The sequence below is a fragment of the Streptomyces sp. NPDC048751 genome, from assembly GCF_043198595.1.
In the GTDB taxonomy this organism is placed as follows: Bacteria; Actinomycetota; Actinomycetes; order Streptomycetales; family Streptomycetaceae; genus Streptomyces.
This window is the reverse complement of record NZ_JBICUX010000004.1, coordinates 139,434-152,822: the sequence shown is the minus strand read 5'-3', so window position 1 is coordinate 152,822 and position 13,389 is coordinate 139,434. Positions and strand designations below refer to the sequence as shown.

The following is a 13,389-nucleotide window of genomic DNA, read 5'->3' as shown; positions in this document are numbered from 1 at the left end:
GCCCACCTCTCCCACGGAGTGACCGTCATGACCCTTGTCCATCTCTTCCCCGGCCAGGGCGCCCACCGGCAGGGCATGGGACGCGAGCTCTTCCCCCGCTATCCCCACCTGGTCCGCCGCGCGGACACCCTGCTCGGCTACTCGATCGAGGAACTCTGCCTGAACGCCCCCGCGGACAAGCTGACCGACACCCGCTACACCCAGTGCTCGCTCTACGTCGTCGGAGCCCTCGGCTACCTGGACCTGGTCCGGGAGAGCGGCGAGGTGCCCGACTACGTCGCCGGGCACAGCCTCGGCGAGTTCGTCGCCCTGTTCGCCGCGGGCGCCTACGACTTCCTGACCGGACTGGAACTGGTCCGGCACCGCGCCGAGGCGATGGCCAAGGCCGGGCCCGGCGCGATGGCCGCCGTCATCGGACTGACCGAGGACGCGGTGCGCGACGTGCTCGCCGCCCATCCGGAGGTCGACATCGCCAACCACAACGCCCCCACCCAGATCGTCGTCTCGGGCTCCGAGGAGGCCGTGGGGGCCGCGCGCCACACCCTCGCCGCGCATGCCGAGGCCGTGATCCCACTCAAGGTCAGCGGGGCGTTCCACTCCCGCCACATGGCGGCCGCCGCCGAGGAGTTCGGCCGGGTTCTGCGCCGCCACCGGCTCGCCCCGCTGCGCATCCCGGTCGTCGCCAACACCACCGCCCGCCCGCACCTCGACGCGGCGCTGGCGCACGAACTCCAGCGGCAGCTCACCGCGCCGGTGCGCTGGACCGACACCGTGCGGTTCCTGCTCGACCTGCCGGAACCGGACCTGCGGGAGGTCGGCCCCGGCCAGGTGCTCACCACGCTGGTCGACAAGATCCGTGACGCGGCGCCGGTCGGCGCGGAGAGGTGACCGAGGTGGCCGCGACCGAGTTCCGCATCACCGAAGAGGCCATCCGGTGCTTCGCCACCGCGAGCGGCGACGCCAACCCCCTGCACGGCGACGCCGACTACGCCGCCAGAACCTCCTTCGGCCGCCCGATCGCGCACGGCGCGCTGGTCGTCCTGCACGCGCTCGGCACCCTGCCCGCCCGGCGCACACCCCGCCGGCTGACACGGATCACCGCCCGCTTCCACGCGCCCGCCTGCCCCGGCCAGCTCTACCGCCGCACCGCCGAGCGCACCGAGGACGGCTTCCACGTCCGGGTCACCGACGGCAGCCGCCTGCTGCTCGACCTGACGGTGACCGTCGCACCGGGCCGTACCGCCGCCGACGCCCCGCCGGACATCCCCGGGCCCCGGCGCACGACCGCCGCCGCCACGACCGTCGACCAGGCCGTTCCCGGACAGCGGCACCAGGCCGGCTGCCCGGCCGCCGCCGACGCGTGGCGCGAACTGCTCCGGACGAGCGGAGCCGAGGCCGCCGGAATCTCCGTCCGGCACGCCCTGCCGCTCGGCTGGGCCAGCTATCTGGCCGGCATGGAACTGCCTGGCCGGGACGCGCTGGTGTCCGGCCTGACCGTCCAGTACGACGACTCGGTCACCGGCGACTCCGGGGCATGGGAGGTGCGCGCCGCCGACCGGCGCTACGGCCTGATCGACCTGACCGGCGAGCTGCCCGGACACGGCCGCGTCGAGGTACGCGCCCTGGCCCGCCGCGCCGCCCCGCGGTCCGACGTGGCACGGCTGCGCGCACTGCTGCCGGCCGGTGAACCCGGGAGCGGCCGCACGGCCCTCGTGGTCGGCGGCAGCCGGGGCCTCGGCGCGAGCCTCACCCAGGCCCTGGCCCTGGCCGGCTACACCGTCTACCTCGGCCACCGCCGCAGCACCGCCGACGCCGACGCCGTCCGCACCGCCCTCGGCGCCCTGGCCGACCGCGTGCACCTGCTGCCCGGTGACGCCGCCGACCCGGCCTGGGCGCAGGCCGCCCGCGACCGCGTGATCGGCGAGCACGGCCGCCTGGACGTGCTGATCCTCAACGCCTTCCCGCCGGTCACCGCACTCACCCTGGAACCCGAGACCGACGAGCGTGCCGCCGGCTACCTGCACGACGCCCTGCGCCTCGCCCGTGTGCCGCTCGCCGCGCTGGTGCCCCCGCTCGCCGAGGCCGCCGGCCGGCTCGTCGCCGTTTCCACCGCCTGGGTGGACACCCCGCCGCCCGGCTGGTCGCACTACGTCACCGCCAAGCTGGCCCTGGAAGGCCTGGTCCGGGCCACCGCCGTGGACCACCCCCGGCTGGCCTGCACCGTCGTACGGCCCGGACGGATGCCCACCGCCTTCTCGGACTCCGTTCTGGACACCGAGCCGGTCCAGGCCACGGAAGAGGTCGCGGCGGCCGTCGTCGCCCACCTCGGTACCCCGGCCGAAGCCGGCCGGCTCACCCTCCTCGACCGCTTCGACGAACCGGCCGCCGGACAGCGCACCGAGGAGACCACCGGCAGCCTGGTCGTCGCCGCCACCTTCACCACCGACCCGCTGCACGACGACCTCCGCGCCTGGACGGCACGCCTGGACCTGGGCCTCACGCCTGTGTACGCCGACTACGGTCAGGTCTTCCAGCAACTCCTCGACCCCGCGAGCGAGATGGGCCGCAACCGGGCCGGCTGCAACCTCGTGCTGCTCCGCCCGCAGGACTGGCTCGGCGACGACGCCTCGCGCACCGCCGACGACTTCGCCCGTGCCGCCGCCGGACTGTGCGGACGGTCCGCGGTACCCCTCCTGGTCCTGCTGTGCCCCGACACACCGGACACCGACCCGACGGCGACGGCACCGCTGCGCGAGCGACTGACCGTGGCGCTGGCCCCGGTCGCGGGCGCGCACCTGCTCGACGCCGAGGAGTGGCGCGGCGGCGGACCAACCATCGCAGCCTGCCATGACGCCCGCCGCCTGCGCATGGCGCACATCCCCTACACCACCCCCGGATACGCCGCTCTCGCCACCGCGGCGGCCCGCGCCGCGCGCGCGGCCCTCGTGCCCGCCGCCAAGGTGCTCGTGCTGGACTGCGACAACACCCTGTGGGGCGGCGTCCTCGCCGAGGACGGCCCGCACGGCGTCACCGTCGAGCCCGGACACCGCCGACTGCAGGAGTGGGCGCTGGAGTTGCGCGCCCGCGGCGTCCTGCTCTGCCTCGCCAGCAAGAACGACCCGCGGGACGTGGCCGAGGTGTTGCGACTGCGCGAGGACATGCCGATGCGCGAGGAACACCTGACGGCGCGGCGCGTCAACTGGGAGCCGAAGCCCGCCAACCTCGCCGCTCTCGCCCGCGAACTCGACCTCGGACTCGACTCGTTCGTGATGATCGACGACAACCCGGTCGAGATCGCCGCCCTGCGCGCGGCCTGCCCGCGGCTGCTCGCGCTCACCTGCCCGGCCGACCCCGCCGACCTGCCCGGCTTCGTCGACCGAGTCTGGGCCTTCGACCGGCTCAAGGTCACCGACGAGGACCGCGCCCGCGCCTCCTTCTACGAGACCGCCGGACGGCGCCGGGAGCTGCGTGCGGCCTCGGCCACGCTGGCCGACTTCATCCGGGACCTGGACCTGCGCGTCGAGGTCCGCGAAGCGACGGGCGACGCACTCGCCCGCGTCGCCCAACTCACCCAGCGCACCAACCAGTTCAACGTCGCGCCGCTCAGGCGGCAGGAATCCGAGTTGCGCGCCCTGCTCGCGGACGACCCGTCCCTGCGCTGCCGCACCGTCCGGGTCGCCGACCGGTTCGGCGACTACGGCGTGGTCGGTGCCGCCCTGCTGCGCACCGCGGGCGAGACCGCCGAACTGGAGGCGTTCCTCATGAGCTGCCGGGTGCTCGGCAAGGGCGTCGAGCACGCCTTCCTGGCCCGGCTGGCCGAGGAGGTGCGCGACACCTGCGCGGTGCTGCGGACGACGTACCGCCCCACTGAACGCAACGTACCCGCACGGCGGTTCCTGGACTCCCTGGCGGGCGACCGGGCGAGGGAGCGGGACGACGGGTCCGTGGTGTACGAGATGCCGGTCGAGGCCGCCGCCGCGGTGACGTTCCGGCCGGAGACGATCGCCGAGGAACCGGCGGAGGCGGAGGAGCAGGCTCACCCGGTACGGCAGCCGTCCCTGCCCGGGCACGCCGCACTGGCCGCCATCGCGGAGGAGCCGCCGGCTTCCGTCCCGGGCGACCGGGATCCGTCCGGCATCGAGCGGCCCGCGGGCGGCCGTTCGACGGCGCTCGCGCGGATCGTCGAGGTGTTGTCCCGCACCCTGGGCGTACCCGCCGCCGCCCTCGGCGCCGACACCACCGTGGAGGAACTGCGGCCCTCCTCCCTGGCCGTCGTGGACGCGACGGTCGCCCTGGAACAGTGGTACGGCGAACTGCCGGCCACCCTGCTGTACGAGCACCGCACCCTCGGCACCCTGGCCGACGCGCTGGCACCCGAGGAGGGGCCCAGGGCCGTCCCCGCCGAAGCCGCCGAGGGCCGGCCCGCGCCCGTCACCGCCGGGGCGGCCCCTCAGGCCGCACCGGTCGCGGTGCCGACCGGACGGACGGGCGAGGACGCACACGACGTCGCCGTCGCCGTCATCGGTATGGCCGGACGGTATCCGGGCGCCCGCGACACGGACGAGCTGTGGCAGAACCTGCTCGCCGGCCGGGACTGCGTCGGGGACGTCCCGCGGGAACGCTGGGACCACGAGCTCCTGCACGACCCGGAGGGCGGGCCGGGACGCACCTACTCGCGCTGGGCGGCGCTCATCGACGGCGTGGACGAGTTCGACTCCCTCTTCTTCGGCATCTCGCCCGCCGAGGCCGAACTGATGGACCCCCGTCAGCGGCTCTTCCTGGAGACCGCCCACCAGGCACTCCAGGACGCCGGGTACACCCCGGCGGGCATCGGCCGCGCCACGGGCGTGTACGTGGGCGCGATGGCCAACGACTACGGCCTGTTCAGCGCCCAGGGCGCGCTGACGGGGGAGAGCCCCTACCCCTGGGCGGAGGGCTACCAGATCGCCAACCGGGTCAGCTACCTCTTCGACTTCACCGGGCCCAGCCTGACCGTGGACACCGCCTGCTCGGCCTCCGGCACCGCCCTGGAACTGGCCTGTGGCGCGGTACGGCTCGGCGAGGTCGACGCGGCCGTGGCCGGCGGGATCAACCTGGTGCTGCATCCCGCCAGGCACCTGCAGTACGCCCAGATGGGCATGCTCTCCCGCACCGGCCGCTGCCGTGCCTTCGGCGCCGGAGCGGACGGCTTCGTGCTCGGCGAGGGCGTCGGTGCCGTGGTGCTCAAGCGGCTCGACCGGGCGCTGGCCGACGGCGACCACGTGCACGGGGTGATCCGCGCGGCCGTCGCCGGCTCCGACGGACGGACCAACGGATTCACCGTGCCCAGCCCCACGGCCCAGGCCGAGCTGGTGCGCCGCGCCCACCGCGCCGCGGGCGTCGAGCCCGGTTCGATCGGATACGTGGAGGCCCACGGCTCGGGCACCGCGCTCGGCGACCCGATCGAAGTACGCGCCCTCACCGACGCGTTCGGTGGCCCGGCGGACCGCGAGGCCCGGTGCGGCATCGGCAGCGTCAAGAGCAACATCGGCCACCTCGAGTCGGCCGCCGCCGTCGCGGGTCTGACCAAGGTGCTGCTCCAGCTGCGCCACCGCACGCTGGCCCCGACCCTGCACGCGGATCCGGCCAGCCCGCACATCGACTTCGGCAGCACCCCGTTCCGTGTGCAGCGCACCGCCGAACCGTGGCAGGCCCGCGGCGGCCCGCTCCGGGCCGGCCTCAGCTCCTTCGGTGCCGGAGGCGTCAACGTCCACCTGGTGGTGGAGGAGGCGCCTGCCCCGCCCGCGCGTGCGGAGGACCACGAAAGCCCCTGCCTGATCGTCCTCTCCGGCCGGGACGAGGAGGACGTACGGGACTACGCGGGCCGGTTGCGCACCGCCCTCCTCGACGCCCCGGGCCACCGGATCGCCGACATCGCGTTCACCCTCCAGACCGGCCGACAGCCCCGGGACGAACGTCTGGCCTTCCCGGCCGCCGACCGCGCCGACCTGCTCACCGCACTTGAACGCATCGCCACGGGACGCGCCGCCGACGTGCCCGGACTGGTCCGCGGGCGGCTCGGCGCACACCCGGGCCTGGGTGACGTGTTCGGCTCCGGCCCCGAAGGCACCGCCTTTCTGCGGGAGCGGCTGCGCGCCGGGGACCCGGCCCCGGCCGCACGACTGTGGGTGCACGGCGCGGAACTGCCCTGGGCGGAGCTCGCCGGGCCCGGGTGCCGCCGGGTCCCGCTGCCACCGACCCGCTTCGCACCGGTACGGCACTGGCTGCCGTCCCGCCTCACGGCGTCCCTGCTGCCGGGCGGGAACGCGGGGGAGGTGGCGCCGGAGGGCGGGGCGGCACCCGACGGTGGGGCCCCGGACGACACGGTGCTCTACCGGTCCACCTGGGTGCCCGCTGCCGCCGCCGCACCGGCCACCGGTCCGGGTGCCGGGTTGCTCCTGGTGACCGTCGGCGGTCAGCCACGGGTCGCGCCCCACGGGCTGCCGACGGGCGTACGGGCCGTCCACGCCGCGGACGCGGACACGGTTCCGGAACTCCTCGATCCCGGCGCCGACCGGATCGTCGTCCTGGATCTGCGCCCGTACGGAGGGCAGTCGCCCTCGCTGGAGGCCGCCGCCACGCTGCCGCTGGCCCTGGCGCGCTGGTCGGCCGAGCACGAGCGTCCCGTCGGCTGCGCGGTCGTGTGCCGGCCCGGTGAGCCCGCCGTCGTGGCGCTGGACGCGCTGGGCCGCTCGCTGGCCCTGGAGGGCGTGCCGCTGCGGCTCGGTCGGATCGAGGTCGCCGACGACCAACTACCGGAACTGGACGCCCTGTTGGCCGAGGCGCTCGGTCCGGACCGCGAGGTGCGGCGGGACGGGGAGCGGCGCTGGACGCCGCGGCCGGCCCCGGCACGGCAGGCCCCTTCGGAACCGTGGCGCGGTGGTGGGGTGCTGATCACCGGCGGCGCCGGGGGAGTGGGGCGGCTCATCGCCACGCACCTGGCCGAGCGACACCGCGTGCCCGCCCTCGTCCTGCTCGGCCGCTCACCCTCCTCCCCGGCCACCGAGCGGCTGCTGGCCGAGCTGAGGGGGCACGGGAGCCGGGCCGACTACCTGCGGGCGGACGTCACCGACGAGGACGCGCTCGCCGCCGCCCTCGACCGTGCCCGCGAGCTGACCGGAGGCCTGCGCGGCATCGTCCACGCGGCGGGCGTACTGGAGGACGGGCCGCTGTCCGGCAAGACCCCTGCCTCCCTGCGCCGGGTCCTGGCGCCGAAGACCGACGGCACCCTGCTCCTGGACCGTCTGACCGGCACCGACGAACTGGACTTCCTGCTCCTCACCTCCTCCTTCGTCGGCTGGACGGGCAACGCCGGTCAGTGCGACTATGCGGCGGCCAACCGCTTCCTCGACGCCTTCGCCGAACGGCGCGAGCAGCTGCGCCTACGGGGGCTGCGGCACGGACGGACGGTCTCCGCCGCCTGGCCGTTGTGGCGGGACGGAGGCATGCGGATGCCCCGGGCGGTCATCGAACTCACCGCGACCACCACCGGGTTGCGGCCCATCGGCACCGCGCGGGCGTTGCGCGCGCTCGACGCGTTGCTGACCGCCGACTCCGGCGCCTACCTGGTCGGCCACGGCGATCAGCCCCGTATCGCCGCCGCTCTCGGCGGACGCGTGAGCACGGCCCCGGACGTGGCCGGGAAGGGGGAGCCGGAGCGGGTGCGGGAGCGGGTCGCCGCGGAGGTGCGCACCCTGCTGAAGCTGCCCGCCGGCCGGCTGGGCCCGGAGGACCGGTTCGGGGACGTCGGCATGGACTCCGTCCAGACCGTCCGCCTGGTCAACCGCCTCAACGAGGTCTACGGACTCGCCCTGACGCCGGTGGCGGTCTACGAACACCCCACGGTGGGAGCACTGAGCCGGTACCTGACGGCCCACGAGGGAGTGGTCGAACCGGCGCCCCCGGCCGGTGCACCGGACCTGCCGACGCCTTCCCCCGCCCCGAGCGGCGAGCCCCGGCGCCCGGTGCCCACCGGCGCCGAGCCCATCGCCGTCATCGGCATGGCCGGACGCTTCCCCGGTGCGGGAGACATCGACGAGTTCTGGGCCAACCTCGTGGCCGGACGGGACTGCGTCGGCTCCGCCGCCGGGGACACGCACGGCGAGCGGGTCGGGGGCCCGGTGCGGTCCTGGGCGGACGGGGCCGGGCCGCGGGGCGGTTTCCTCGCCGACGTGGACGCCTTCGACGCGGAGTTCTTCGGCGTCTCCCCGCGCGAGGCCGCCCTCATGGACCCCCAGCAGCGGCTGTTCCTCCAGGCGAGCTGGCACGCCATCGAGGACGCCGCGCTCGACCCGCGCTCCCTCGCCGGGACCCGCACGGGCGTGTACGTCGGCGCCACCCTCAGCGACTACACCGAGCTGCTCAGCCGCAGCGGCGACACCGGGCACCCGCATCTCGCCACCGGAAACGTGCACAGCGTCATCGCCAACCGGGTCTCGCACCAGCTCGACCTGCGCGGCCCGAGCGAGGCCGTCGACACCGCATGCTCCAGCTCCCTGGTGGCACTGCACCACGCGGTCACGGCGCTCCGCTCCGGCGACTGCGACATGGCCCTGGCCGGAGGCGTCAACGTGCTCCTGACGCCCACCTACTTCGCGTCGCTGACCGGCGCGGGAATGCTCTCCGCGACCGGCCGCTGCCACACCTTCGACAAGGCGGCCGACGGCTACGTCCGCGGGGAGGGCGTCGGCGCGGTGCTCCTCAAGCCGCTCGCCCGGGCCCTCGCCGACGGCGACCCCGTGCACGCCGTGCTGCGCGGCATCGCCGTGGGCCACGGCGGCCGGGCGCACTCCCTCACCGCGCCCCGGCCGTCCGCCCAGGCCGAGGTGGTGACCGCGGCGCTCCGGGACGCCGGGGTGCCGGGCCACTCGCTGGCGTACGTCGAGACGCACGGTACCGGCACCGCCCTGGGCGACCCGATCGAGATCGAGGGACTGCGCACGGCTCTCGGCGGCGCCGGAGAACGGCGGGGCGGGTGTGTCCTGGGCGCGGTCAAGGCGTCCGTCGGCCACCTGGAGTCGGCCTCCGGGCTGGCCGGGCTGATCGCCGTCGTGCAGGCGATGCGCCACCGTACGCTGCCGGGCACCCCTCACCTGACGGAGGTCAACCCGCACATCGACCTGTCCGACGGCCCGCTGCGGCTCGCCACCCGACCGGAACCCTGGGAGCGACGCGACCCGCAGGAGCCCCGGCGGGCCGGCGTCAGCTCCTTCGGCTTCGGCGGCACCAACGCCCACGCCGTACTGGAGGAAGCACCGCAGGTCCCGGCCGAGCCGGTCACCGAACCCGGGCCACAGGTCGTCACCCTCTCGGCCGTCGACGACGAGCGGTTGCGCGTCTACGCGGAGCGCCTGCACCGCTTCCTCGCGGACACCGACACCCCGCTGGCCGACCTCGCCCACACCTCCCGCACCGGGCGCACCCCGCAGCCCCGACGGCTGGCGCTGATCTGCCGGGACACGGCCGAACTGCGCGCGAGGCTCGCCGACTTCCTCGCCGGGCGCGAGCCGGACGCGCCGACGTCGAGCCCGGCCCCGGCCGCCCTGGCGGACGCCGTGCGCACGTGGACGGCCGGCGGCACGGTGGACTGGTCGGCGCTGTTCCCGCAGGGCGGACGGCGGGTGCGGTTCCCGGTGTACCCGTTCGACACCAGCAGGCGGTACGGCCCGCCCGGCGCGGCGAGCGGTACCGCTGGGGAAGCGATCGAGCACCTTCACGACACCGCCGGCCGGCCCGGCCCCGCTCCCGCCACGGGTGCGCAGGCGGTCCCCCAGGAGGCGCCCGACATCCCTCGCCCTCAGGTTCCTGTCGGTACCGAAGCCCACCGGACGGACGTGGCCCGGCCGCGGAGCGTGGGCAGCGAGGTCCGGTACGAGCCCGCGCTGCTGGTCCGCTCGTGGGAGACCGTGCCGGCGACGCCCGCCGTGCCGGACGGGCATCGGCCGGTGTGCGTGCTGCTGCTCGGCCGCGACACCACGCTGCCGGTGACCGCCGCGCTGCCCGGCGCCGACGCGGCCGAGTGGATCGTCGTACGGGAACGGTCGGCGCTGCCGCGGCTCGGCCCCGACGAGTACGAGCTCGACCCGGACGACGGCGCGTCGGGACGTGCGCTGGGCGAGCGGCTGCGCGCGGCACACCTCCGGCTGGACGCGGTGGCGGACCTGACGGACCTGGCCGGGGCGCAGTGGCTGACCGGCCAGCTGGGCCGCGTGGGCCTGCTGCAGTCCCTGGTGTCCGCCGCCGACGGCCGGCCCTTGCGGCTGCTGCACCTCACCTCCGGCGCGGCCGACTCACCCTGGCCCGCCGCCGCCCGGATGGCGTGCCTCGTCCGCTCGCTCGGCGCCGAGTACTCCCACGTGTCCGCCACCACGGTCACCTGCGACACCCCCGCCGGCGACGGCGAGGCGCTGCTGCGCCTGGTCGAGAGCGAACTGGCTCTCGAAGCGGGCGAAGCGGAGGTGCGGCTGGACGACGGCCGGCGGCTCGCCGCCCGGCTCGTCCGGCTGCCGCACACGGAGCGGACGCGGATGAGCGTCGATCCGTCCCGCACGTACCTGATCACCGGAGGCACCGGTGGGCTGGGTCTCGCGGCAGCCCGGCGACTGGCCGAACGCGGCGCCCGGCGGCTCGCGTTGCTCGGCCTGCGTCCACTGCCGCCGCGCGCCACGTGGGACACCGGCACCTCCGACGAGCGCTTGGCCGGACTCCTGGAGCTGGAACGAAGGGGTGTGCAACTTGCGGTGCACACAGGTGAGTTGACCGACCTGAGTGCGTTCCTCGGCCGGGTGCGGAGTGAACTCGGGCCCATCGGCGGTGTGCTGCACTGCGCGGGATCCGTCGACCGCCGCACCCCCGCACTCGTCCACAAGGACCCGGCCGCCGTCCGGGACACCTGGCAGCCCAAGGGGGAGGGGCTGCTGGCGCTGCTGGACGAGCTGCGCGAGGACGCCCCGGAGTGGATCGTCCTGTACTCGTCGCTGTCGGCCACGGTGCCGGAGCTGGCCGTGGGGATCGCCGACTACGCCGCCGGCAACGCCGTACTGGACGCCGTGGCCGAGCGGAGCGCCGGGCCCACCCGGATCCTCTCCGTCGGCTGGGGCAGCTGGTCCGGAGCCGGCATGGGCGAGGTACGCAGCCCGCGTTACACGGCGCACGGCTTCGCCCCGCACACCGTCGACCAGGGCCTGGACCTCCTGGAAACCGCACTGGCGACCGGCCGCTCCCACTGCGTGGCGGCCGCGGTCGACCCCACCGTGTGGCCCGCGCCGGCCACCCCGCCCGCAGCCGAGGAGAGGCCCGTGACCGACCAGGACACCGGTGACGTGACCCAGGCGGGTGTCGCCGCGGCCGTCGCCCGACTGCTGGCCCGCGCGCTGCTGATGCCGGTCGAGCGGATCGGCCCGGACACGCACTTCACCCAACTCGGTGTCGACTCCATCCTGGTGGCCGGCATCGTGGCCCGACTCGAGGACCTCGTGGGGGAGCCGCTGTCGCCCTCACTGGTGCTGGAGTATCCGACGGCCGCCCGGCTGGCCGCCCACCTCCTCGAACACCACGCGACGGGCGCCGCCCGGTGGATCCGGGGCGAGAGCGGACCCGAGCCCGCCCCGGCCGACGATCCGGTCCCGGCCACCGGCCGACCAGGCACGGCCACCGTTCCCACGGCATCGGGTACGTCGAAGACCGGCGACCACCTCGTCGCCGTGATCGGTGCCGCCGGTCGCTATCCGGGCGCGCCCGACCTGGAGCGGTTCTGGCAGTTGCTGCGGGACGGCCGGAGCGGCATCGCCGAGGTACCCGCCTCCCGCTGGGACCACCGCCTGCTGTGGTCGCCCGAGCGCGCGCCGGGCCGCAGTGTCAGCAAGTGGGGCGGATTCCTCGACGGCATCGAGGAGTTCGACCCGGAGTTCTTCGGCATCGACCCGGCCGACGCGAGCCACGTCGACCCGCTCGTACGGCTGTCACTGGAGACGGTGGAGGAGACCCTGCGTGACGCCGGCTACTCCCGGGAGGACCTGGCCGGACGGCGGATCGCGTTCTTCATGGGATCCGGCACCAGCACCTATGGCAGCCGGGTGGCCGTCCCGCACCGCAACACGGTGACCGGACTCAACCAGAACTTCATCGCCGCCCACGCCGCCCACGTCTACGACCTGCGCGGACCCCACGTGACCGTGGACAGCGCCTGCTCCTCCTCGCTCACCGCGCTCCAACTGGCCCTGCGCGCCCTGGCCGCCGGGGACTGTGAGGCCGCGCTGGTCGGCGGCGGCGACCTGCTGCTGGACGAGACGCCCTTCCTGAAGCTCAGCGCCTCCGGGGCACTCTCACCCGACGGTGCCTGCCATGTCTTCGACGCCGACGCCAACGGCATCGTGCTCGGCGAGGGCGCCGGGGCGGTGCTGCTGAAACCCCTCGCGCGGGCCCTCGCCGACGGCGACCGGATCCACGCCGTGATCGAGGCCTGCCTGCTCAACAACGACGGCCGCACGATGGGCCTGACCACCCCCAACCCGCAGGCCCAGGAGGAGCTGGTCGCCGACACGCTGGCCGCCGCCGGGGTCACCGCGGACACGGTGACGTACGTCGAGGCGCACGGCACCGGCACCATGATCGGCGACCCGATGGAGCTGCAGGCGCTGACCCGCGCCTTCCGCCGCACCACGGACGCGGTGGGGCACTGCGCGGTGGGCAGCGTGAAGTCCAACGTCGGCCACCTGCTGATGGCCGCCGGCATGGCCGGCCTGCACAAGGTGATCCTGTCGCTCGTCCACCGGACCATCCCGCCCACCCTGCACTGCGAGCGGCCCAACCCGCGCTTCGCCTTCGACGCCTCGCCGTTCCGGCCGGCGCTCACCGCCCGGCCCTGGAGCCCGGCGGGCGGCGCGGTGCGGCGGGCCGGGTTGAGCGCCTTCGGCTTCGGCGGCACCAACGCCCATGTGCTGCTGCGCGAACTGCTCCCCGAGGAACGGCTCGCGTACCGGCCCCGCCGTGACCCGCTGCCGCCCGCCGAATACCGCCGCGCCCGGCACTGGCTCGACCGCCCGGGGGCAGCACCGGAGCAGCCGCGCCCGGCACCCCGGCCACTGCTGGCACTCGAACCCGAACCGAGCCCGCCCATGGCGACCGCCTCGCCGCAGCCGGGCCCGAGCGTGCCCGCGGCGCCGCCGTACCGAGAACCGTCCGCGGCCGCCGTACGGCCGTACCCGGAGTCGGCCGCCGTCCCGCCCTACCCGGAGTCGGCCACCGTACCTCCGCACGGGCCCTCCGGCCCTTCCGTCCCCGAACCCCGTCACCGGCCCGCCGACGTGGTCCGCAGGCCCATGCTGGAACTCCACGAGGAGCTGACCTGAT

2 protein-coding genes are annotated in these 13,389 nt (G+C 75.4%); both read left to right on the top strand.

Annotated features, from left to right (window positions below):
* The first annotated feature begins 27 nt into the window (after positions 1 to 27).
* Positions 28 to 888: an ACP S-malonyltransferase gene (fabD, locus tag ACGFNV_RS15525; RefSeq protein WP_393622722.1), complete on the top strand. Its 861-nt coding sequence runs from the start codon at positions 28 to 30 to the stop codon at positions 886 to 888.
* A gap of 5 nt (positions 889 to 893) precedes the next feature.
* Positions 894 to 13,388: an SDR family NAD(P)-dependent oxidoreductase gene (locus ACGFNV_RS15520; RefSeq protein WP_393622720.1), complete on the top strand. Its 12,495-nt coding sequence runs from the start codon at positions 894 to 896 to the stop codon at positions 13,386 to 13,388.
* Position 13,389 lies beyond the last annotated feature (1 nt).